At 71.3% G+C, this 19405-nt stretch carries 27 protein-coding genes; 15 read left to right on the forward strand and 12 right to left on the reverse strand.

Annotated elements, in window-relative coordinates:
• The first annotated feature begins 187 nt into the window (after nt 1-187).
• A complete protein-coding gene (locus SRB5_RS27035) occupies nt 188-457 on the forward strand; it encodes a chorismate mutase (RefSeq protein ID WP_153456052.1) in 270 nt (89 codons plus the stop codon).
• A 100-nt stretch (nt 458-557) separates the two neighbouring features.
• On the opposite strand, the gene SRB5_RS27040 is transcribed toward SRB5_RS27035, so the two are convergent.
• Genes SRB5_RS27040 through SRB5_RS27050 form a run of 3 tightly spaced genes read right to left on the reverse strand, consistent with a single transcriptional unit; the run spans nt 558 to nt 4020 of the window.
• Nucleotides 558-1886 carry an MFS transporter gene (locus SRB5_RS27040; RefSeq protein WP_323378529.1) on the reverse strand — a complete coding sequence of 443 codons (1329 nt, stop codon included), beginning with the start codon at nt 1884-1886 and terminating at the stop codon, nt 558-560.
• Nucleotides 1883-2710 carry an SDR family NAD(P)-dependent oxidoreductase gene (locus tag SRB5_RS27045; RefSeq protein ID WP_153456053.1) on the reverse strand — a complete coding sequence of 276 codons (828 nt, stop codon included), beginning with the start codon at nt 2708-2710 and terminating at the stop codon, nt 1883-1885. The genes SRB5_RS27040 and SRB5_RS27045 overlap by 4 nt, the downstream gene beginning before the upstream one ends.
• The gene (locus tag SRB5_RS27050) at nt 2707-4020 is read right to left on the reverse strand and encodes a flavin-containing monooxygenase (RefSeq protein ID WP_153456054.1); all 1314 of its coding nucleotides are present in this window, start codon (nt 4018-4020) and stop codon (nt 2707-2709) included. The genes SRB5_RS27045 and SRB5_RS27050 overlap by 4 nt, the downstream gene beginning before the upstream one ends.
• Before the next feature lie 134 nt (nt 4021-4154).
• On the opposite strand from SRB5_RS27050, the gene SRB5_RS27055 reads away from it, so the two are divergent.
• Together SRB5_RS27055 and SRB5_RS27060 are read left to right on the forward strand one after the other, a co-directional pair.
• Nucleotides 4155-4784 carry a TetR/AcrR family transcriptional regulator gene (locus tag SRB5_RS27055; RefSeq protein ID WP_153456055.1) on the forward strand — a complete coding sequence of 210 codons (630 nt, stop codon included), beginning with the start codon at nt 4155-4157 and terminating at the stop codon, nt 4782-4784.
• A 36-nt stretch (nt 4785-4820) separates the two neighbouring features.
• Complete coding sequence (locus SRB5_RS27060) at nt 4821-5639, forward strand: endonuclease/exonuclease/phosphatase family protein (protein WP_323378531.1); 819 nt, start codon at nt 4821-4823, stop codon at nt 5637-5639.
• A gap of 41 nt (nt 5640-5680) precedes the next feature.
• Here the strand turns inward: SRB5_RS27060 and SRB5_RS27065 are convergent, their stop codons facing one another.
• Nucleotides 5681-6817 carry an SGNH/GDSL hydrolase family protein gene (locus tag SRB5_RS27065; RefSeq protein WP_194293046.1) on the reverse strand — a complete coding sequence of 379 codons (1137 nt, stop codon included), beginning with the start codon at nt 6815-6817 and terminating at the stop codon, nt 5681-5683.
• 275 nt (nt 6818-7092) lie between these two features.
• Here SRB5_RS27065 and SRB5_RS36770 point away from each other — a divergent pair, with 275 nt between their 5' ends.
• Together SRB5_RS36770 and SRB5_RS27075 are read left to right on the forward strand one after the other, a co-directional pair.
• A complete protein-coding gene (locus SRB5_RS36770) occupies nt 7093-7788 on the forward strand; it encodes a hypothetical protein (protein ID WP_228390474.1) in 696 nt (231 codons plus the stop codon).
• Between the two features lie 202 nt (nt 7789-7990).
• Nucleotides 7991-8506 (forward strand): GNAT family N-acetyltransferase, encoded by a 516-nt coding sequence (locus tag SRB5_RS27075; protein WP_153456057.1) that lies wholly within the window; start codon nt 7991-7993, stop codon nt 8504-8506.
• A 219-nt stretch (nt 8507-8725) separates the two neighbouring features.
• Here the strand turns inward: SRB5_RS27075 and paaK are convergent, their stop codons facing one another.
• Nucleotides 8726-10024 carry a phenylacetate--CoA ligase PaaK gene (gene paaK / locus SRB5_RS27080; protein ID WP_153456058.1) on the reverse strand — a complete coding sequence of 433 codons (1299 nt, stop codon included), beginning with the start codon at nt 10022-10024 and terminating at the stop codon, nt 8726-8728.
• Complete coding sequence (gene paaI / locus SRB5_RS27085; RefSeq protein WP_153456059.1) at nt 10021-10440, reverse strand: hydroxyphenylacetyl-CoA thioesterase PaaI; 420 nt, start codon at nt 10438-10440, stop codon at nt 10021-10023. The genes paaK and paaI overlap by 4 nt, the downstream gene beginning before the upstream one ends.
• A gap of 46 nt (nt 10441-10486) precedes the next feature.
• Between paaI and SRB5_RS27090 the strand changes: the two genes are divergently transcribed.
• The 3 genes from SRB5_RS27090 (at nt 10487) to SRB5_RS27095 (ending at nt 13261) form a co-directional block, all read left to right on the forward strand.
• Nucleotides 10487-11338 (forward strand): 3-hydroxyacyl-CoA dehydrogenase family protein, encoded by an 852-nt coding sequence (locus SRB5_RS27090; RefSeq protein WP_153456060.1) that lies wholly within the window; start codon nt 10487-10489, stop codon nt 11336-11338.
• A gap of 209 nt (nt 11339-11547) precedes the next feature.
• A complete protein-coding gene (locus SRB5_RS35980; protein ID WP_228390475.1) occupies nt 11548-12585 on the forward strand; it encodes a DMT family transporter in 1038 nt (345 codons plus the stop codon).
• Entirely contained in the window at nt 12485-13261 is a 777-nt protein-coding gene (locus tag SRB5_RS27095; protein WP_228390483.1) for a glutaminyl-peptide cyclotransferase, read from the forward strand. The genes SRB5_RS35980 and SRB5_RS27095 overlap by 101 nt, the downstream gene beginning before the upstream one ends.
• Before the next feature lie 259 nt (nt 13262-13520).
• Here the strand turns inward: SRB5_RS27095 and SRB5_RS27100 are convergent, their stop codons facing one another.
• Nucleotides 13521-14120 carry a type ISP restriction/modification enzyme gene (locus tag SRB5_RS27100; protein WP_153456062.1) on the reverse strand — a complete coding sequence of 200 codons (600 nt, stop codon included), beginning with the start codon at nt 14118-14120 and terminating at the stop codon, nt 13521-13523.
• 65 nt (nt 14121-14185) lie between these two features.
• On the opposite strand from SRB5_RS27100, the gene SRB5_RS27105 reads away from it, so the two are divergent.
• Nucleotides 14186-14983: an exodeoxyribonuclease III gene (locus tag SRB5_RS27105; protein ID WP_323378533.1), complete on the forward strand. Its 798-nt coding sequence runs from the start codon at nt 14186-14188 to the stop codon at nt 14981-14983.
• A gap of 35 nt (nt 14984-15018) precedes the next feature.
• On the opposite strand, the gene SRB5_RS27110 is transcribed toward SRB5_RS27105, so the two are convergent.
• The gene (locus SRB5_RS27110; RefSeq protein ID WP_153456063.1) at nt 15019-15252 is read right to left on the reverse strand and encodes a GntR family transcriptional regulator; all 234 of its coding nucleotides are present in this window, start codon (nt 15250-15252) and stop codon (nt 15019-15021) included.
• Nucleotides 15253-15594: 342 nt separating this feature from the next.
• Between SRB5_RS27110 and SRB5_RS27115 the strand changes: the two genes are divergently transcribed.
• The 4 genes from SRB5_RS27115 (at nt 15595) to SRB5_RS27130 (ending at nt 16765) form a co-directional block, all read left to right on the forward strand.
• Complete coding sequence (locus tag SRB5_RS27115) at nt 15595-15822, forward strand: hypothetical protein (protein WP_323378535.1); 228 nt, start codon at nt 15595-15597, stop codon at nt 15820-15822.
• A gap of 71 nt (nt 15823-15893) precedes the next feature.
• Nucleotides 15894-16106, forward strand: coding sequence for a type II toxin-antitoxin system CcdA family antitoxin (locus tag SRB5_RS27120; protein WP_153456064.1), 213 nt, complete (start codon nt 15894-15896; stop codon nt 16104-16106).
• Nucleotides 16103-16423, forward strand: coding sequence for a type II toxin-antitoxin system PemK/MazF family toxin (locus SRB5_RS27125; protein ID WP_323378536.1), 321 nt, complete (start codon nt 16103-16105; stop codon nt 16421-16423). Before SRB5_RS27120 ends, SRB5_RS27125 begins: the two co-directional genes overlap by 4 nt.
• A 54-nt stretch (nt 16424-16477) precedes the next feature.
• Nucleotides 16478-16765, forward strand: a complete 288-nt coding sequence (locus tag SRB5_RS27130; protein WP_323378537.1) for a hypothetical protein — start codon at nt 16478-16480, stop codon at nt 16763-16765.
• Here the strand turns inward: SRB5_RS27130 and SRB5_RS27135 are convergent.
• From SRB5_RS27135 to SRB5_RS27150, 4 genes are all read right to left on the reverse strand, one after another.
• The gene (locus SRB5_RS27135) at nt 16740-17078 is read right to left on the reverse strand and encodes a helix-turn-helix domain-containing protein (protein WP_153456065.1); all 339 of its coding nucleotides are present in this window, start codon (nt 17076-17078) and stop codon (nt 16740-16742) included. The genes SRB5_RS27130 and SRB5_RS27135 overlap by 26 nt on opposite strands.
• Nucleotides 17075-17395: a winged helix-turn-helix domain-containing protein gene (locus SRB5_RS27140; protein WP_323378544.1), complete on the reverse strand. Its 321-nt coding sequence runs from the start codon at nt 17393-17395 to the stop codon at nt 17075-17077. The genes SRB5_RS27135 and SRB5_RS27140 overlap by 4 nt, the downstream gene beginning before the upstream one ends.
• A gap of 30 nt (nt 17396-17425) precedes the next feature.
• Complete coding sequence (locus tag SRB5_RS27145) at nt 17426-18142, reverse strand: class I SAM-dependent methyltransferase (protein ID WP_153456066.1); 717 nt, start codon at nt 18140-18142, stop codon at nt 17426-17428.
• Nucleotides 18143-18217: 75 nt separating this feature from the next.
• Nucleotides 18218-18439, reverse strand: coding sequence for a GntR family transcriptional regulator (locus SRB5_RS27150; RefSeq protein WP_153456067.1), 222 nt, complete (start codon nt 18437-18439; stop codon nt 18218-18220).
• Nucleotides 18440-18583: 144 nt separating this feature from the next.
• Between SRB5_RS27150 and SRB5_RS27155 the strand changes: the two genes are divergently transcribed.
• Both SRB5_RS27155 and SRB5_RS27160 read left to right on the forward strand, forming a co-directional pair.
• Nucleotides 18584-18925: a hypothetical protein gene (locus SRB5_RS27155; protein WP_153456068.1), complete on the forward strand. Its 342-nt coding sequence runs from the start codon at nt 18584-18586 to the stop codon at nt 18923-18925.
• Nucleotides 18926-19047: 122 nt separating this feature from the next.
• Nucleotides 19048-19404 carry a YciI family protein gene (locus tag SRB5_RS27160; RefSeq protein WP_153456069.1) on the forward strand — a complete coding sequence of 119 codons (357 nt, stop codon included), beginning with the start codon at nt 19048-19050 and terminating at the stop codon, nt 19402-19404.
• Nucleotide 19405 lies beyond the last annotated feature (1 nt).

Here is a 19405-nt window from a genome sequence, read left to right on the forward strand (position 1 = left end):
GCTCGCCCTGGCCGTCTCGGTGCCGGCCGCGGCGGCCTCGACCGCCGTGGCTATGCCGAGAACCGAAGTTCACGCTGTGTCAGCGGCGACAGCCATTGTCGCCTCGGCGCAGGGTGAGTCCGGCCCCAACGACGGGGGCGAGGGTCCGACCCGTTCCACCAATGGCAACACTTGGGGTGACTGACTGATGTTCGTACAAGAAGAGGAAGCCGTATCGGACGTGACCACTCTCCGCGCCGGCATCGACCTGATCGACGTGGAGATCCGGGCACTGATCGAGCGACGCCGGGAGCTGTCCGCCGGCGTACAGCGGGCCCGGCTCGCCGCGGGCGGCACCCGCACCGACCTGTCGCGGGAGGGCAGGATCATCTCCTCCTACGCCGACGCGTACGGTCGGCAGGGAACGGCCATCGCGATGGCCCTGCTCGAGACCTGCCGGGGGACTGCAGCCCGGTAGTCAGCACGACGACCCGTACGACCAGGGGGTTTCCCGGAGCGGCACGGCACCTGACCGACGCCGCGCCGCTCCGGGAGGCTCTCAGGCGTATACGGGCTCGCTATACCGCCGCGTCCAGCGTGTAGCGCCGCTGCCAGAACAGCGCGACCGCCATCAGCACGGCCGGCACCACGGTGAAGCCCACCAGCAGCGCCGTCAGCGCCGAGTCCGGCTGCGCCACGTGCTCGTCCGCCGTGCTGGACACGAAACCGCCCAGCGCCAGCACCGCCGAGTAGAGGTACGGCCCCACGGCCGTCCCCGTGGCCTCCGTCGCCGTCCACACGCCCGTATAGGCACCGGCCTTCGACGAGCCCGCCGCCGCGACCGCGTCCGGGACCATCGAGAACGCGAACAGCTGCAGCCCCGCGAACGCCGTCCCCATCGCCATCACCACGACCGACGTGACGACCACCGCCGGCGCCCCGTCCAGCCACGCGCCGACCAGGAGCGTCAGCGAACCGGCCGCGAACACGCCCTGTGACAGCAGCAGCCCGCGCTGCTTGCCGAACCGCCGCGACCACGCCGTCCACAGCGGGCTCGCGAAGATCGCCGGCCCCAGGAACAGCCCCATGAACAGCGCCGTCAGCTTGTCGTTGTCGAAGACGTACTCCGTCACATAGGGCAGCGCCGCCAGGAACAGATGCGTCGTCGTCCCCGTGAAGAGGTACGAGACCACCAGCGCCCGGTAGTCCCGGTCCGCCCACGCGATCCGCAGATCCGCGACCGTCGAACGCCCCGCCCCCTCGTCCGGCGCCCGGAACCCGCACTCCCCGGTGAGCCGCCGCACCCCGCCGATCGCCACCACAGCCGACACGGCCGTCACCACCGCCAGCAGCAGCGCCATGCGCGTGTAGTCACCGCGCCCGCCCGCCGCCACCAGCGCCGGCGCCGCGACCCCGGCGCCCAGCAGCCCCACCGTCAGATACAGCATCCGGAACATGAACACCCGGGTCCGCTCGTGATACCCCACGAGCAGATCGGAGGCCGTCGTCAGATACGGCACCTGGAACGACGCGAAGAGCAGATTCCCCGCCACGAACCACCCGCCCACCCACAACGCCGCAGGCCATCCCGTCAGCGCCGACGGCACGGTGAACATCCCCACCATGGCCGCCCCGAGCGCCACCCCGCCGAGCATCATCCGCCGCCGGTGCCCGTACCGCCGCGCCTGCCGGTCGGACCGCGACCCCAGCAGCGGGTGGACGACCACGTCCACGACCTTCGGCAGCAGCAGCGTCAGCCCGGCCACGAACGCCGGCACCCCGAGGACGTCGGTGAGGAAGTACAGCAGCAACAGCCCGGGCACGGTGACCCACACACCCATGCCGACCGACCCCGACGCGTACGCGGTGAGCGCCTTCCTGCTCGCGTGCACCTCGGTGGCTGTCACGACCCGCTCCGATGCCGCTCGACCACCCCGGCCGCCAGCTCCGCCCCGTCGAACGCCCCCGCCCGGGCCCGCCCGGCGAGGGTGCGCGCCACGATCCGGTCGGTGAGCGCGGGCAGATGGCGGGCCAGGAAGAACTCCACCGCCCCCTTGCGCGTGGTCGTCAGATCCCGCCGGGCCCGTACGGACAGCGCGGCCTTCTCGATCGCGCCGACCACGCCCTCCAGGGGCTCGTACACGCTCATGCCCTCGAGCGACAGCCCCGCCGCCTTCGTCGAGTCGTGGATCGGGCTGCGCACGGCGGACGGATAGACGCAGGTCACGCCCACATGCGTGCCGAGCTCGAGGCGCAGGGCGTCCGCGTACGCGACCATCGCGCGCTTCGACGCCCCGTACGCGGCGGCCAGCGGCAGCTGCATGACCGCCATCCGCGAGGTCACCATCACGACCCGGCCGCGCGCGGCGACCAGCGCGCTGGTGCAGGCGGCGGTCACCCGCCAGGTGCCGAGGAGGTTGATCTCCAGCTGACGGCGGACCTCGGCGCCCGGCGCGTACTCGGCGGGGGCGGGGCCGCCGACGCCGGCGTTGTTGACCAGGACGTCCAGCCCGCCGAGCCGGTCCAGGGCCTCGGCGACCCCGGCCGCGGTGCTCGCGTCGTCGGTGACGTCGCAGGCGATCACGTCGAACGGCTCGTCGCCGGCGGGCCGTACGTCGAGGCCGACGACCTTCGCGCCCTGCCGCGTCAGGCGTTCGCCGAGGGCGCGGCCGATGGTGCCGGAGGCGCCGGTGATCAGGACCCGGCGGCCGTGGGGGTCGTGGAGCTTCATGGGCGTACTTCCTTGTCGGCGGCGGCTGCCCGGCGGATACCGGCGCGGATCTCGCGGGGGACGGCGGCGGTGTACTGGTCGAAGTCGATCCGCATCATCGGCCGCTTGTGCCCCCAGCGCCGGACGGCCGCCGCGTGCGCCTTGTCGACCGCCGTGCGCTGCCCGGCGGGGGAGGGCAGCGCGTACCGGCCGCTCAGATACGCGGCGACCAGCTCGCCCTGCGCCTCGACGACCGGGAGCGCGGCGCCGGTGGACTGCATCAGGCCGACGAACGCCAGCGTGGGGTCGTCGAGGTGGAAGACGCGCTGGTAGAGGGGCAGATCCTCGGGGTTGTCGCCGAGCCAGGCGCTGTCGAGGAACGGGATCGTCACCCGGTAGCCCGTCGCCCAGACGATCACGTCGACGTCGTCGGCGGTGCCGTCGGTGAACACCACCCGGCCGCCGTCGAGCCGCTCGATGCCGGGGCGGGGGACGACCTCGCCGTGGGTGAGGCGGTGGAGGATGGTGTCGCTGATGGTGGGGTGGTTCTGGAAGAGGCCGCCGGCGGGCTTCGGCAGCCCGTAGCTCTGGGGCGTGCCGACGGCCAGGCGCAGCATGGTCTGCGCGAGCCCCTGGCGCAGCCGCCAGGGGAGGACGGCGAGGGCGCCGCCGGTCGCGTCGGCGGGGCGGCCGAAGAGGTACTTCGGGACGATGTGCGCGCCGTGCCGCGCGGAGAGCAGGACGGGGCCCTCCGATACGTACGAGGCGTCGACGGCGATGTCCATCGCCGAGTTCCCCATCCCGACGACGAGCACCCGCTTCCCGGCGAAGACGCCGGGGCTGCGGTAGTCGTGGGCGTGGGTCTGGACGCCGTCGAACGTGCCGGGGTAGGTGGGGGTGGGGGGCTTGGGGTCCCAGTTGTGGCCGTTGGCGACGACCACGGCGTCGTACGTGCCGGTGTCGCCGTCCGTCTCGACGTCCCAGCCCGTTTTTTGCCTTTGAACCGCTGCGACCGTGGTCCCGAAGCGGATGCGTTCGGTTACCCCGAACTTCGCCGCGTACTCCTCCAGATAGCCCGCGATCAGCGCCGCCGACGGATAGTCCGGCCACTCCTCGGGCATCGGGAAGCGGGCGAATTCCGTACGGCCCTTGCTCGTGTTCAGGTGCAGGCTGTCGTACGCGGGGGAGAGCCCGCTCGCGTTGTCCTGCGCCCACAGCCCGCCCGGGCGGTCCCCTTTCTCCAGGACGGTGACGTCCAGCCCGTCGTCGAGCAGCGCCTTGGCCGCGGCCAGCCCCGCCGCGCCGGCGCCGATCACCGCTACTCGCCTCATCGCCCGGTCCTTCCCTCTCTGCAGGGCGCTCATTCAATCGAATGATGGAGGCGGATGCAATCCCCGTTGACCTGGTCTTTTTCTCTCCGGCGAGTGATTGGACCCGGGATCTTCCGGTCGGGTAGCCTCGCCGCATGAGCGCCCAGCCCGCCGACGGTTCCAGCCGCGAACGCATCCTCGCGGCGGCCACCCGGCTGTTCGCCGAGCGCGGGTACGACGCCACGAGCACCCGGGCGATCGGGGAGGCGGTCGGCCTCAACATCGCCACGGTCGCCTACCACGTGGGCGGGAAGCCCGAGCTCTACCGGGCGGTGATGCGGCGGGCGCATCTGACGCAGCGGGACGTGGTCGTCGAGGCGCTGGAGCGGCTGGGCGCGTGCGGTTCGTCGCCGGAGGAGACGCGGGCGGCGCTGCTCGGGTTCGTCGACACGTATCTCACCTTCTGCCTGAACCACCCCGAGGTCCCCGCCCTGTGGATGCGGCGCTGGCTGTCGGAGGGCGTGGACCTGGCGGAGATCGAGGCGGAGATCGCCGGCCCCCTCATCGCGCGGGTCGCCTCGGTGGCGCGCGGGGTCCTGGACCGGGCGGGGCTGGGGGCCGGGGTGGACGTGGAGATGCTGGTGTTCACGATCGTGTTCACCACGCACTCCTTCGGCCAGGCGGGCGTGATCGACGCGACGGGACAGCGGGTGGGCCCGCGTGATCTCGCGATACTCGAGCGCTTCCGCCGTCATCTGCACGGCGTGGTCAACGGCGTCGTCTGACGCGTCCCCCTTCCTTCCTTCTCCCGGAGCCCTGCCGTGTCCCGCTTACTCCTGCGCTACCTCACGCTGCTCGCCGCCGTCCTCACCGGCGTGACCCTGACATCCGTGCCCGCCACCGCCTCGGACCTCCCGCCGCTGCGGATCATGACGTACAACATCCACCACGGCGCCGGCCTCGACGGCGTCGTCGACCTCCCGCGCATCGCGGAGGTGATCGAGGACTCCGGCGCCGAGGTCGTCACCCTCCAGGAGGCCGACCGCCACTTCGGCCCGCGCAGCTTCTACGCCGACCAGCCCGCCGAACTCGCCGCCCTCCTGCACATGTACGTCGTCTACGGCGCCAACCTCGACCTCGCGCCGCTCGAGCCCGGCGGCCACCGCCGCCAGTACGGCACGGCGATCCTCAGCCGCCACCCCATCCGCACCTGGTCGAACACCCTCCTGCCCCGGGCCCCCGGCCAGGAGCAACGCGGTCTGCTGACGGCGGAGTTGCTGATCCACGGCACCCCACTCCGTATCGCGACGACCCACCTCACCGCCGGCCCCGCCACCGAACGCCTCGCCCAGGCCGGCCAGGTCGCCGCGCTCCTGGCCCACCGCCCCGCCACCGTCCTCACGGGCGACTTCAACGCCACCCCGACGGCCCCGGAACTGACGCCCCTGTTCCGTGCCTTCCACGACACCTGGCCCCCGTCGATGGGCCCCGGCTACACGTACCCCACCGAAGCCCCCACGTCCCGGATCGACTTCATCACGACCACCCCCGACCTCCGCGCGCAGACCCCCGCGATCCCCCGCACGACGGCCTCCGACCATCTCCCGGTGACGGTCTCGCTGACCCGGGCGCCGAGGTAGGCCACCGTGGACACGAGCACCGTCCCGGGCTCGCCCGAGCGTCATGCCCGCCAGGGTGGCAGCCGATGGGCCGGCGGCACATGAGTGTTCGTACTCGGACTCGACGCCCCGGACGCCACCGCGCTCTGCCAGTCCCAGAAGCCCGCCCGCAGCCCACCCGGGCGTTCCGGCTTCGGGGCGCACCGCCCGGGCGCGGTGCGTACGGGCGGCATGATCCACCCGTCGGCGATCGCGGCGTGGATGCCGGCGACGAAGGCGGCGGCCACCTTGCGGTAGCCGGCGGAGCCCGGGTGCAGCCAGTCGTGCAGGTCGGCCGGGGTCACCGCGCTCATGTCGACCGTCCGGACGTACTTCCCCTCCCGCTCCAGCTCGGCGACGATCCCCGGGATCTGGCTGTTGAAGTGCCGGATCCGGGCGTTGACCAGCGGATCCACGGACGGGACGAGCGTCGCGACCAGGACGGTGGTGCGGGGGGCCGCGCGGAAGATGTCGTCGATCAGGGTGTGCAGCCGGGCCGGGGCGCGGCCGACGTCGTAGGCGTGGTTCATGTCGTTGGTGCCGATGTGCAGGGTGACGACGTTCGGCCGGTAGCGGGCCACGGTGCAGGCCGTCGCCAGCCGGTCGATCTGGTCGATGCGCCAGCCCGGGTGCCCCTCGTGGTCCGGGTCGCCGGCCCGCCCGCTGCGTACGGACCCCACGAAGTCCACCCGGCCGCCCTCACCCTCGAGGACGCGCCACAACTCGCCGCGGTAGCCGCCGCTGTCGGACGCGCCCAGGCCGTACGTGATGGAGTCGCCGAGCGGAAGCAGACGCAGGGCGACGGTCCGGCGCGCGGGCCTGTCCGCGGTACGGGCCTTCCCGGCGTCCTTCGGCCGCGCGGCCGGGGTGGTGGCGCGGCGGGGCTCGGGTTCCCGCGGCGGCGGAGGGCTCGCGACGGGCGGCTTCCCGGCCTCGCAGCGCCGGTCGACGACGCCGAGCAGGCCGGTCACCAGGTCCGGACACGTACGCGCCTCCTCCGGCGGCTTCGGCAGCGCGCCCAGGGGGATCCCCAGCACCCCGTGTCCCTGCTCCCCGTCGGAGCCCGGATGCGCCCGCGCCGTACCCGTCCCGATCACGCCCAGCACCGCGAGCCCCAGCACCGCCACCATCCCGCACCCGGCGCGCCACCTCGCGCGCACGCCCGCGGCTGCTCTCTTCCTCAACGTCCCTGGCCCTCGTCGCTACCGCACCGGTGACAGCCGGTCACCGGACGATGCGGAACGTTACATATCGTGAACGCACGGTGCCAAACCGACCCGGGGTCCGACGTCCGTTCGAGACACCCCCCGGTCCGGGGTGCTCGTCAGGTCACGACCTGTTCGATGTTGCTACGACCGGTGACCGAATCCGACCCGAACTGGGTACCGTTGGAGGTAAGTTGCACGACGTTTCGGCACGGGGGCATCGGAGAGCCATGACCAGCACATACACCGGCGGCGGCGGTGAGTGGACCCAGCTCGACGAGTACCTCTGGCACACCTGCGACATCCTCGCCGACCTGATCGAGGACCGCCTCGACCAGCGCGCCCTGGTCCCCACCTTCGCCCGCGTCGACGCCGGCGACCGCGTCCTGGCATCGGGCCCCGCACAGCGCCTGACCTGGCGCGGCTACGGCAACGGCAGCTACACCCACTCGAACGTGATGGCCCTGGGCGGCCCGGCGTTCGTGATCGGCACCATGGTCGGCAACGCCATCGGCAACAACGCCCGCAAGCGCGCCGCCGAGAACGCCGCCCAGCCCCGCTGGATCCCGGACGGCGTCGGCGAGGTGTCGATCACCACCCGCAAGGTGTACTTCGGTCACCCGGAGACCTGGCTGGACCTCCACTGGGACAGCCTCGACCAGATAGACCTGATCGCCCCCGAGTTCTTCCAGACGACGTTCCGGAACTCCAACGCCGGCAACCAGTCCCTCTCGGTCCAGATCCACAGCCCCTGGGCCTCCCTGATCTTCGTCCTCGCCGCCCTCACGTCCTTCCCCGCCCACCCCCGCCTCCTGGGCCACGGCTGGCTCCCCCCGGACTTCGAGTCCCGCTGCACGGCGATGGGCCGCCCCTGCCGCCCGGCGCCGGGCCTGGTGATCGAGCGGGCGACGCGGGGGCCCCGCTAGGGCCTGTCTGGAGTTCCCCGTCGTCCGCGCGGAGCGCGGGCGCAGCGGCGTTCGGTGCGTGCTCTCGGCGTGCGGCAGCACAGGTCATGTGGCGGAGCCACCTGTCCTGTGCTGCCGTGCGGCGAGAGTGCGTGCCGGGCGTCGCGACGCAGACGGGGAACTCCAGACAGGCCCTGTCGTACCCCGCTCGTACCATGGGCGTATGGAGATCGTCCCCACCCGATACGACCACCCCGACGCCGCGCTGCTCGACGCCCGGGTGCAGGCCGAGTACGTCGAGCGTTACGGCGACGGTGACAACGCGCCGATGGACCCCGCCGACTTCGAGCCGCCGGCCGGGCGGTACTTCCTGGGGTACGACGGGGACGGCGTGCCCGTCGCGACCGGGGGCTGGCGGGCGCAGCGGGCCGACGACGAGGGGTATGCCGACGGGGACGCCGAGATCAAGCGGATGTACGTGATACCCGAGGCCCGCGGGCGGGGGCTCGCGCGGCGGATGCTGGCCGCGCTGGAGGCCGACGCGCACGCGGCCGGACGGGTGAGGATGGTGCTGGAGACGGGGAACAAGCAGCCGGAGGCAATGGCGCTCTACGCCTCCGAGGGATATGAACTCGCAGGTCAGAAGTTCGGGACGTATCGCGAGTACGAGGACAGCCGCTGCTATACCAAACTTCTGCCCGCTCCGGTGGCCGAGCCCGTGGCGGCGGTGGGAGAATAAGGAGTGCGGCAGTCCGCTGAACGCCTCGCGACCGCGAGACGTTCCGCACAGCGGGCTCCTGGGCGACAGAGGGCCGGCCGGGAACTGGCCCCGGGACCCTTGGAGTGATGCGCATGAAGGATTACACGCGACAGTGACACGCCTTTGAACGTCAGGCGTGCCCTGCCACGTCAGGGCCCGGCCGGTGACTCACCGGACGGGCCCGTTCCGTACGCGGGGCTACCGCTCGTCGATGACCCGGCGGATCTTCCCCACCGACCGCTCCAGCGTCTCCGGGTCCACGACCTCCGCCCGTACGCTCACACCCACGCCGTCCTTCACCGCCCGGACGATCTCCGCCGCCGCCGTCTCCCGTGAGCCGGGGGCCGCGTCGGGCCGGGCCTCCACGCGCACAGTCATCTCGTCCAGCCGCTCCCGGCGGCCCAGATGGATCTGGAAGTGCGGGGCGACGGCGGGCGTCCGCAGGACGATCTCCTCGATCTGCGTGGGGAAGACGTTCACCCCGCGCAGGATGATCATGTCGTCGCTGCGTCCGGTGACCTTCTCCATCCGCCGGAAGCCGGGCCGGGCGGTCCCGGGCAGCAGCCGGCTGAGGTCCCGGGTGCGATAGCGGATGATCGGCATGGCCTCCTTCGTCAGGGACGTGAAGACCAGCTCGCCGTCCTCCCCGTCGGGCAGCACCGCACCCGTCAGCGGGTCGACGATCTCCGGGTAGAAGTGGTCCTCCCAGACGTGCAGCCCGTCCTTGGTCTCCACGCACTCCTGCGCCACCCCGGGACCGATGACCTCGGACAGCCCGTATATGTCGACCGCGTCCAGCCCCGCCCGCTCCTCGATCTCCCGCCGCATCTCCTCGGTCCACGGCTCCGCGCCGAAGATCCCGACCCGCAGCGAGCTCGTGCGCGCGTCGATGCCCTGACGCTCGAACTCGTCCAGCAGCGTCAGCATGTACGAGGGCGTGACCATGATGATCTCGGGCTCGAAGTCCCTGATCAGCTGCACCTGCCGCGACGTCATCCCCCCGGACGCCGGGATCACCGTGCAGCCGAGCCGCTCGGCGCCGTAGTGCGCCCCGAGCCCGCCGGTGAACAGCCCGTACCCGTAGGCGATGTGCACCTTGTGCCCGGGCCGCCCGCCCGCCGCCCGGATCGAGCGCGCCACCATGTCCGCCCACATCGACAGATCGCCCCCGGTGTAGCCGACGACGGTCGGCTGCCCGGTGGTGCCGGAGGACGCGTGCAGCCGCCGGACGTCGTCCATCGGCACCGCGAACATCCCGAAGGGGTACGCGTCGCGCAGGTCCGCCTTCGTGGTGAACGGGAACCTCGCCAGGTCGGCGAGGCTCCGCAGGTCGTCCGGCGTGACCCCGGCGGCGTCGAACTTCGCCCGGTACGGGGCCACGTTCTCGTACACCCGGCGCAGCGTCTCCCGCAGCCGCTCCAGCTGGTACGTACGCAGCCCGGCCGCGTCCATCCGCTCGCCGGCGTCGAGCAGCGGCCCGCTGTCCCTCGTGCTCATCGCGTTCCTTCCGTACCCCGGCCCGCCCGCGGGACCACGCGGCTGCGGCCCCGGAACTCGGCCACCACGTCCTCGCCGCGGGTCACCGTCACGTCGTATATACCGCTGCGCCCGTAGCGCGTGCGCTCCTCGGCGCGCGCGGTGAGCTCGTCCCCGTCGTACGCGGGGGCGACGAAGCTGATGTCGGCGCCGGCGGCCACCGTCACGGGGCCGTGGCTGTTGCAGGCGCAGGCGAAGGCCGTATCCGCGAGGAGGAAGACGTAGCCGCCGTGGGCGATGCCGTGGCCGTTGACCATCTCCTTCGTGACGCGCATCCGTGCTGTCGCGGAGCCCTCCGCCACGTCCACCAGCTCGATCCCGAGCCGCTGCGACGCGCGGTCCGCCTCGTACATGAGCCTTGCCGCCCGACCGACCATTCGGTTAGCTTGGCCGTACACGTAAATCCCTGTCAAGAGGTGGCTGATGAGCGTTCCCGGGATCGTCGGAGTGATCGGCGGCGGGCGGATGGGGGCGGGGATCGCGCAGTCCTTCGCCGCGGCGGGGTCTTCGGTGGTCGTCGTGGAAAGCGGGGCCCAGGCCGCGGCGGCGGCCATGGAGCGGGTGGCGACGGGGCTGCGGCGGGCGGCCGAGCGGGGGAAGGTCGCGGATCCCGGCGCGGTGCTGGGCCGGGTGCGGACGGTGGACGCGGTCGGCGGGCTGCCGGCGGACACCGGGCTGGTCGTGGAGGCGGTGCCGGAGGATGCGGGGCTGAAGGCGGCCGTGCTGGCGGCGGCGGAGGCGGTCGTGGGGGAGGGGGCGGTGCTGGCCACGAACACCAGTTCGCTGCCGGTGACGGAGCTGGCGGCTTCGCTGAAGCATCCGGGACGGTTCCTGGGGATGCACTTCTTCAACCCCGTCCCGGCGTCGGAGCTGGTCGAGCTGGTCACGGGGCCGGAGACTTCCCCAGATACGGTCGAGGCGGCGCGCGGCTGGACGCGGGCGCTGGGGAAGACGGACGTGACCGTGCGGGACTCGCCGGGGTTCGCGAGCAGCCGTCTCGGCGTCATGCTGGGGCTCGAGGCGATCCGGATGGTCGAGGAGGGGGTGGCCGCCCCGGCGGACATCGACAACGCGATGACGCTCGGTTACAAGCACCCCATGGGCCCCCTGCGCCTCACTGACCTGGTCGGACTCGACGTACGCCTGGCCATCGCGGAGCATCTGGCGGCCACGCTCGGTGACCGTTTCGCACCGCCGGCGCTACTGCGGGAGAAGGTCGCGCGGGGCGAGCTGGGGCGTAAGACGGGGCGGGGATTCTACGACTGGGACAACTGAATTTCCTCCGATTATTTTTCCGGATACCCCATCCGCCTATCCGCGGCAATCCCCCGTACGTGCCGTATGACACACGGCCTTCTAAACCCCACGGGGGAATATCCCTCCGCAGCCGGACCCCGGGGCGTAGTCCTACTGCCGTGGCAGTAGGACCCAATGCATCCGCTGGGATGACGACATTCGGCGCGCGCGGGGGGATCGTTGGATCCATGAGTCCTTTCCTGCTGGCGCTGCTGCTGTCGCTGATCTCGGCGGCCGCGTACGCCGGCGCGGCCGTACTCCAGGAGCGGGTGGCGTCCAACACCCGCGCGCCGGCCGTCGCCCCCCTGCGCAGCTCGGGCTGGTGGGCGGCCGTGGGCCTGAACGGCTCGGGCGCGGTGCTGCACGTCGCCGCCCTCGCGTACGGATCGCTCAGCCTCGTCCAGCCACTCGGAGCCCTGACCATCGTCTTCGCCCTCCCGATCGCCGCGATCTGCGTCGGGCGCCGGGCCGGCCGCGCCGCCTGGACGGCGGCCCTGATGTGTGCGGCCGGACTGGCCGTGATCCTCTCGCTCACCGGCTCGGGCCCGGCGCACCCGATGACGGGGGACTCCAAGGTCTTCGTCGCCGCCGCCACCCTCGCCGGGGTGGGCGTGCTGATCCTCGTGGCCCGGCGCATGGGCCTGTCCGCCGCCCGGAGCCTCACCCTCGCGGTGGCGTCGGGCGCGGTGTTCGGGATGGCGTCCGTCTTCACCAAGGCGGTCACCGAGGACGCGTCCGACCCGCTGAGCCTGGCCATGATCGCCGTCCTCGCCCCCGCGGGCGTGTTCCTCTCGCAGGCCGCGTACCGGGGCGCGGGGCTCGCCGCGCCGCTGGCCACGCTGACCGTGGTGAACCCGGTGGTCGCGGCTGCCGTGGGCATCGTCGCGATGGGGGAGTCCTTCCGGTACGGGGCGGCGGGCGCCCTCGGCGCGGTGCTGGCGGCGCTGATCACGGCGGCGGGCGTCTTCGTCCTCACCGCCCAGACGGCCTCCCCGGCGCCCGCTCCGGCGGCCACCGGGGCGGTTCCCGCGCAGCGCCAGGGCGCGCGGCCGTGCTCGGGCCCCGGCCGTGTGCCAGGGTTGCCCCATGCGCGCTCCCGCCGCGACCAGCGTCGCCCTCCTCGTACTGCTCACGGGCTGCTCGGCACAGGCCGGCAGCGCCGGCGCATCGCCGTCCGGAAACGACCGGCCCCCGAGCCCGCGGCGGCTGCGGGTCGAGGTACGTGAGACGCTCCCGCACGACACGTCGTCCTTCACCCAGGGCCTGGAGCTGAAGGACGACGTCCTGTACGAGGGCACGGGGCTGGCGGGGCACTCCCGGCTCTCGGCGGGCCCCCCGGGCGGGAAGCCGTCCCGCTCGGTGTCCCTCCCTGATGCCCTCTTCGGCGAGGGCATCACCCTGGCGGGGGACCGGGTCTGGCAGCTGACGTGGCAGAACGGCGTGGCCCTGGAGCGGGACGCGGCCTCCCTGAAGGAACGCCGCAGGGTCCCCTACAAGGGGGAGGGCTGGGGCCTGTGCCACCAGTCCGCGCCGGACCGCCTCGTCATGAGCGACGGCTCCTCGAACCTCACGTTCCGCGACCCGCGCACGTTCGCGGTGAACGGCACGATCGCGGTCCGCGAGGGCTCCCGCCCGGTCCGCAACCTGAACGAGCTGGAGTGCACGCCGGACGGCGCGGTCTACGCGAACATCTGGCAGACGGACCGCATCATCCGCATCGACCCCGCATCGGGCAAGGTCACGGCATCGGTGGACGCCACGGGCCTCCTGACCCCCGCGGAACGCGCGGCGGGCGCGGACGTCCTGAACGGCATCGCGTCGATCCCGGGGACGGACGAATTCTGGGTCACGGGGAAGCTGTGGCCGAAGCTGTTCCGGGTGCGGTTCGTGCCGGTGGGGTGAGGGTCCCCCTCCGGGGGGATGTGGGAGAAGTCCGTACCGGCTGCTTCGGCGCGGACGTAGCCTGAGCGGCGGCGGCCGGAGAGTGGAGGACATACGTGAATGTGAGCGACGACGGCTTTGAGGAGTTCCTGCTGTCCGCTCCTTTCGAGGGCCCGCAGGGCGCGACGGTCGGCCACGTCCTCGTCGTTCTGAGCGGCCGTAGTCCTTCACCAGCGCCGATTCCGACGGGATCGGATCAGGGGGGCGTGGCAGCCTGGGCTCACCACTCGTCGAAGCGATCGATCGGCGGCATCGCGTCCATGACCTCCACCGTCCGCAGGGCGACCGTGACGACGCGCCTGAGGAGGTCGGCGACCTCCGGCGGCAGGTCCACGCCGCCCTCGCGGGGGCGGATGTCGTAGCGGCGGATCACCGAGAACACCGTCGGCCGCAGGCGCTGGCGGAAGCGGGTCGCCTGCTCCGGGATGTCCTCCAGGCGGATCCGTACCAGGTCGGGGGTCAGCCGCTCCTCCGTCAGGCCGTCGTACGGCTCCGACTCCTCGTACAGGATGTGCAGCCGCGACAGCTCCCGGCCGGCCTGGATGAAGAGGTCGCCCCGGCGGGACTTCGGGAGGCGGGCGAGGCGGTCGTACTTCTCCAGTTCCGGGGAGTGCAGGATCCCGTAGAAGTAGTGCAGCGCCGAGAGGCGGTCCAGGTAGTGGTTCTGGTACGCCTCGCGGTAGTCCCGCAGGACGGAGGCGTTCATCTCGCCCACCCCGTTGTGGCCCAGGTCCGGCAGCAGGCGGTCGAGCAGCGTGCGGCGGCCCGCGTACGCGGGCGTGGCGTCGCGGATCAGGCCGAGGAGGTAGCGCTGGGGCATGCGGGCGATTCTCCCGGACGCCGTCGAGTAACGTTCCCGGGTCTTCCCATCTCCAGGAGAGTGCTGTGCTAACTGTGACCTCGGTGAACGTGAACGGGGTGCGCGCCGCCGCCAGGAAGGGCTTCCTGCCCTGGCTGACCGCGACCGACGCGGACGTGGTGTGCCTCCAGGAGGTACGGGCCGAGGCCGACCAGATGCCGGCGGCGGTACGGGAGCCGAAGGGCTGGTTCACGGCCTTCGCCCCGTCCGCAGCGAAGGGCCGCGCGGGCGTCGCGCTGTACACCCGCCGGGAGCCGGACGAGGTCCGCGTCGGCTTCGGCTCGACGGAGTTCGACACGAGCGGCCGCTACATCGAGGCGGACCTCCCCGGCGTCACGGTCGCCAGCCTCTACCTCCCGGCGGGGGAGGTGGACACCCCTCGCCAGGAGGAGAAGACCCGCTTCATGGCGGAGTTCCTCCCGTACCTGAAGACCCTGCGCCAGCGCGCGGCGGCCACCGGCCGGGAGGTGGTCGTGTGCGGCGACTGGAACATCGCGCACGACAAGGCGGACATCAGGAACTGGCGCGGCAACCTCAAGAGCTCCGGCTTCCTCCCGGAGGAACGGGAGTGGCTGACGCGGGTGTACGAGGAGGCGGAGTACACGGACGTGATGCGGGCCCTGCATCCGGGGGCGGAGGGGCCGTATACGTGGTGGTCGTATCGGGGACGGGCGTTCGATAATGACTCGGGCTGGCGGATCGATCTGGTCTGCGCATCGCGGGCCATGGCCTCTCGCGCTGTGAAAGGGTTCGTCGAGCGAGCCGATGCGCACGAGAACCGCTGGTCAGACCAGGCGCCCGTTACGGTTGTCTTTGACCACTAGGCGTGGTGCGAGTCCATACCGCCGGCGGACCGGTCCTAGCTGCCGACGCGGCGCACCGACGAGCCGATGCCCGGCTCAGTGAACGTCAGTCCCTCTTCCCGCAGCGCGCGCAGCACCTTCTGAGCTGTCGCCTGCGCGATGCCGAACTCTTCGACGACCTCCATCACGCTGGGGACCCGTTCGCCCGGCGGGTACGTGCCATCGGCGATACGGGCGCGCATGATCGCGGCGACCTGCTTCCACCGCGCGATTCCGGGCTCGAACTCCATGCCTCGCATGATGAGCGTGCTAGCCATTTCATGCGAGACGTAGCATGCCTAGCGTGCGTGAAGTACCGTATACGGCGGAACGCGGAACAAGAGGCGCCCCGGCGACGCGGCAACGTCCCGGGGCCGGCCGACTACAGAGGAGTCGACGTGAGCACACTACGGCGGTTGCCGTGGACCGACGAAGGGCGTCCCGCCTTCGTGCCGCTCGGGGACGGGATGGTTTGCTGCGGGGGGAGCGGCTGGACGGGCGGGAGGGGATTCCGGCGGACGGTCCGCTGATGAGCGGGCCTGATGGTCTCGTCGGGCAGACGATCCCAGCGATTGTCGAGGACGGAGGCCCGGGTGCGTGACGGCGCGGATACGACCCGGATCGAAGCCACCTGCCTGCCTGGCGAGGAGGCCGCTGAGTCCAAGAAGCCGATGGATGGCGTGGCTGAGACGGTCGCCCGGCAAATCCGGAACCAGCAGCTCGGTGCTGACCTCGACGCCTATGAAAGCGAACACGGTGCTTTCAGTGACGAGGAGCTGGCGGAGGCCCACGCCCGGATTCGCGGTTTCGAGGAGATGTGAGCTCTGCGTAGTCGTGTTGGGCGGCGAGAGTATCGGCGAGCCCTGCGCCATACATGAGTATGCTCGGATGTATGACAACCCGTACCCGCACCACCGTCACCCTCCCCGACGACCTCCTCGCACACGCCCGGGCGGCCTCCGGGGGGAATCTGTCCGCCTACGTGGAGAACGCCCTGCGCGCACAGCAGCTGCGGGACGCCGCCGTCGCCGTGCGGGCGTGGCGGGAGCGGGGGGCTGGGGACACCGACGAGATCGCCGACGTCTTCGGGGAGGACGTCGCGTGACCCTGTTCGCCCGGGGGCAGGTGTGGCGAGTGCAGCTGGCCGGGAAGAGCCGGGCCGTGGTCATCGTGGCGTCGGACGCCGCGCTGGACGCCCTGCCGGGGACGGCGGTGTGCATGGTGATCGACGAGACCGCGGGGGCTCCCGACACCGTCGTGACCATCCCCATGCGTCAGCCGATACAGGGGGCCGCCGTCGCCGTCGACATCACAGCGCTGACCGACAAGCGGCTGCAGGCGGGCGAATGCCTCGGCAGCGTCGACGAGGTCACCATGGACCGGATCTCCGCTGCCCTGCGGGTCACGCTCGATCTGACTTGAGAGGCGGGCCGTACCTATGGAACGACACTGTGAGTTGCCTGAGGAGGCAATCCCGTGGCCACGAAATCCGCACACAGGCAAGCGCTGCTGAAGGTCGATCCGGTCACGGACGAGCTGATCACCTCTGGTGCGAGTTTCCTCGGCATGACCAAGAAGGAACTGGTGGCCGAGGCCGTGCGGTTCTACCTTGATGCCCGCCGTGAGGAAAGACGCTGCCACCTGCAGGACTTGATGGCTGAACTCGACGGCACCCGAGCTTCCCGGGTGGCGTTGCTGGCCGGCCTGACGCGGGTGCAGCTTGACGCCGTGGGAGGCGTCAAACAGCCTCCTGGGGAGTGGTGAAGCCTGCGTGGGTTCCGTCGCCGTCCAGGGTGATGTCGAGCGTGGCGTCCAGTGCTTTGGCGAGGCGGGCGAGGCGGGGGAGCGTGGGGACTGTGTCGGAACCCTCGATTCGGGAGACTTCGGCCTGAGTGAGCCCGGCGCGGTCGGCAAGCTCGGCCCGGGTGAGTCCGAGCTGCGTTCGGCGGTCGTAGACGGCTTTGGCCAGGGCCATGGCGATTCGGATCTCGTGGCGGGTCTCGGCGACTTCCGCAGGCTCGGTGAACCCTTCGGCGAGTCTCCGCTCACGCGGGATCCTGTAACGGCTGTAGCTCATGGGTTGGTTTCCTTCCGTACCTGAACCGGAGTCTGTCGGACTCCCGACGGCAGGGGGTCCATGACGAACGTTCCCAGCCCTACCTCGCCCCGAGTCCATCCCTCCTCGCGTACGAGCCGCATGGCCTTGGCCGCCGTCGCGTTGACGACGCCGAATTCCTGCGCCGGCCCCGGCGTCGACGGGACGCGGCCCCCAGGCGGGTATGTTCTGTCCTCGATACGCCGGATGATCTCCGCGGCGATCTGCCGCCACAGGGGGCGAGTGTGGTCAGAGTTCCATTGGGCCGGCGTGGGGTGGCGTCGGCGTTCCGCGCAAATGGCCCTTGCGAGACGGGCGGATCGGCGGGGTCACGCCCGGCATGCGTGGAGGACGATGAACGGTGGCAGTCCGGCGCGGTGCGGCTGGGCGGCGATGACGGTGGCGTCCGGGGCGGGCTCGTCGATGGTCTTCAAGGCGAAGCCGTTCCCGATCAGAGCGGTGAGATACGTCGACAGCGTCCGGTGCTGGTTGCCCGCTCGCCGGGCTCCTTCGGGGTTGGCCGAGCGCCAGAAGCCCTCGGTGAGGTAGTCGCCGATGACCCGGCGTACGGGGGCCGTCTCCGTCCAGGTGGCGTGCGGTGTCTCGAAGCACGGGTGCGGGATGGTGAAGGCCAGGGAGCCGCCCGGGGTGAGGACTCGTCGTACGGCTGTGAGTGCGGCGTTGAGGTCGGGGACGTTGTTCAGCGACAGGCCTGCCGTCACCCAGTCCATCGAGGCGGTGGCGATGGTGGCGAGCGTGCATCCGTCATCGACCGTGAAGGTGGCTCCACTTGGCTCGAGCCGCTCGGCCTCCTGTGCGTGGGCGATCATCCGCGGTGACGGGTCGATGCCGTGGGTTGATACGCCACGGGCCGCCAGGGCCCGGGTGATGATCCCCTCGCCGCAGCCGAGGTCGAGGACGTGCTGTCCGTCGAGACGTGGCGGGAGGCGGTCGAGCAGGATGTCGCGGCTGAAGTCATGCATGGCGGAGCCGGATTGCAGCCGTTCCGCGTACCAGTCGGCGATGGTGTCCCAGGATTCAGTCATCAAAGCCCGGACGGTACCGGCGTCTTCCGACGTGCGCCAGCTACGGCAGCGGCGGACCTTCAAGCCCGGCGACGTTCATGCGACGAACGTCCCGATGCCGTTCTCGGTTCTGATCAATCCGCGTTCGCGAAGATCGGCCAGCGCCTTACGAGCCACCGTCAGCGAGACGCCCCACTCTTCCGAGAGAGCCAGCGCGCCGGGGAGGCGTTCGCCAGACGGCATGGCCGCGATCTCGCGCTCCAGCGCTGCCGCGATCTGCGGCCACTTGGCTTTCGTCTCGTCAAGCTTGCGGGTCATACCTACAGCGTGTGGGGTACACCAGGTCTATGCAAAGTGAAACTTGGTATACCCAGGTGTACCCAGCTTGGTAGCGTCAGCTGCAACGAAACGCCCCGGCGGTGCGCGAACACCCCGGGGCCGGCCGACTGCAAAGGAGTCGACGTGAGCACACTACGGCGCTTGCCCTGGACCGACGAAGGGCGTCCCGCCTACGTACCCCTCGGGGACGGGATGGTGAACCGGATCGCCGATGCGATGGAGCTCGAGATCCTGGCCGGGGCCCTGCGGGACGCCCGGCGGGCGGAGGATCTGGGCCGGGTGGCCGGGGCGTCCGTGGCGGAGTTCCGGACGGTGGTGGCGTGGCTGGCCCACGCCGTGCGGGATGCCGTGAATGTTGCCGTGCTGCGGGGGGAGCGGCTGGACGGGATTCCGGTGGACGGACCGATCGTGGTTGAGGGACTCGTCGGGCAGTCCGTGCAGGCGATGCTCGACGGTACGGACTGACGTCTGGGGCTTCCCCGGGAAAATAGATCCCCCGTCGTGTCGATCCGCCCCTCCCCCGTTCGACGCGTCAGTGAGGGCAGGGTTCAGACCGAATCCCGCCGACGTGTGAAGGAGTGAGCATCATGCCGCGCTATCTGTCCATGATCCGGATCAACGAGAACGACACCCCCGAGGGCGGCCCCGACGAGCGGCTCATGGAGGACATGGGCAAGCTCATCGACGAGATGACCAAGGCCGGCGTCCTGCTCGACACCGCGGGGCTCAAGCCCACCGCGCAGGGGAAGCGGGTGCACCTCAGTGGGGGGAAGCTCAGCACCACCGACGGGCCCTTCACCGAGACCAAGGAAGTGGTCGGGGGGTACGCCATGTTCCAGGTCAAGGATCAGGCCGAGGCCGTGGAGTGGACCCGGCGGTTCCTGGCCATTCACGGCGACGGGTGGAACATCAGCTGCGAGGTGCGCGAGGTCGACGAGCCCTGAG

Source organism: Streptomyces smaragdinus (assembly GCF_009604385.1).
Taxonomy (GTDB): domain Bacteria; phylum Actinomycetota; class Actinomycetes; order Streptomycetales; family Streptomycetaceae; genus Streptomyces; species Streptomyces smaragdinus.

Excerpts from the sequence above, each read along its gene's own strand:
- SRB5_RS27090 (WP_153456060.1), top strand. The coding sequence starts at position 10,487 with ATGAGCGTTCCCGGGATCGTCGGAGTGATCGGCGGCGGGCGGATGGGG.
- SRB5_RS27145 (WP_153456066.1), bottom strand. The coding sequence starts at position 18,142 with ATGACTGAATCCTGGGACACCATCGCCGACTGGTACGCGGAACGGCTG.
- SRB5_RS27150 (WP_153456067.1), bottom strand. The coding sequence starts at position 18,439 with ATGACCCGCAAGCTTGACGAGACGAAAGCCAAGTGGCCGCAGATCGCG.
- SRB5_RS27050 (WP_153456054.1), bottom strand. The coding sequence starts at position 4,020 with ATGAGGCGAGTAGCGGTGATCGGCGCCGGCGCGGCGGGGCTGGCCGCG.
- SRB5_RS27100 (WP_153456062.1), bottom strand. The coding sequence starts at position 14,120 with ATGCCCCAGCGCTACCTCCTCGGCCTGATCCGCGACGCCACGCCCGCG.
- SRB5_RS27160 (WP_153456069.1), top strand. The coding sequence starts at position 19,048 with ATGCCGCGCTATCTGTCCATGATCCGGATCAACGAGAACGACACCCCC.
- SRB5_RS27055 (WP_153456055.1), top strand. The coding sequence starts at position 4,155 with ATGAGCGCCCAGCCCGCCGACGGTTCCAGCCGCGAACGCATCCTCGCG.
- SRB5_RS27120 (WP_153456064.1), top strand. The coding sequence starts at position 15,894 with ATGACAACCCGTACCCGCACCACCGTCACCCTCCCCGACGACCTCCTC.
- SRB5_RS27075 (WP_153456057.1), top strand. The coding sequence starts at position 7,991 with ATGGAGATCGTCCCCACCCGATACGACCACCCCGACGCCGCGCTGCTC.
- SRB5_RS27035 (WP_153456052.1), top strand. The coding sequence starts at position 188 with ATGTTCGTACAAGAAGAGGAAGCCGTATCGGACGTGACCACTCTCCGC.
- paaI (WP_153456059.1), bottom strand. The coding sequence starts at position 10,440 with ATGGTCGGTCGGGCGGCAAGGCTCATGTACGAGGCGGACCGCGCGTCG.
- SRB5_RS27045 (WP_153456053.1), bottom strand. The coding sequence starts at position 2,710 with ATGAAGCTCCACGACCCCCACGGCCGCCGGGTCCTGATCACCGGCGCC.
- paaK (WP_153456058.1), bottom strand. The coding sequence starts at position 10,024 with ATGAGCACGAGGGACAGCGGGCCGCTGCTCGACGCCGGCGAGCGGATG.
- SRB5_RS27135 (WP_153456065.1), bottom strand. The coding sequence starts at position 17,078 with ATGAGCTACAGCCGTTACAGGATCCCGCGTGAGCGGAGACTCGCCGAA.
- SRB5_RS27110 (WP_153456063.1), bottom strand. The coding sequence starts at position 15,252 with ATGGAGTTCGAGCCCGGAATCGCGCGGTGGAAGCAGGTCGCCGCGATC.
- SRB5_RS35980 (WP_228390475.1), top strand. The coding sequence starts at position 11,548 with ATGAGTCCTTTCCTGCTGGCGCTGCTGCTGTCGCTGATCTCGGCGGCC.
- SRB5_RS36770 (WP_228390474.1), top strand. The coding sequence starts at position 7,093 with ATGACCAGCACATACACCGGCGGCGGCGGTGAGTGGACCCAGCTCGAC.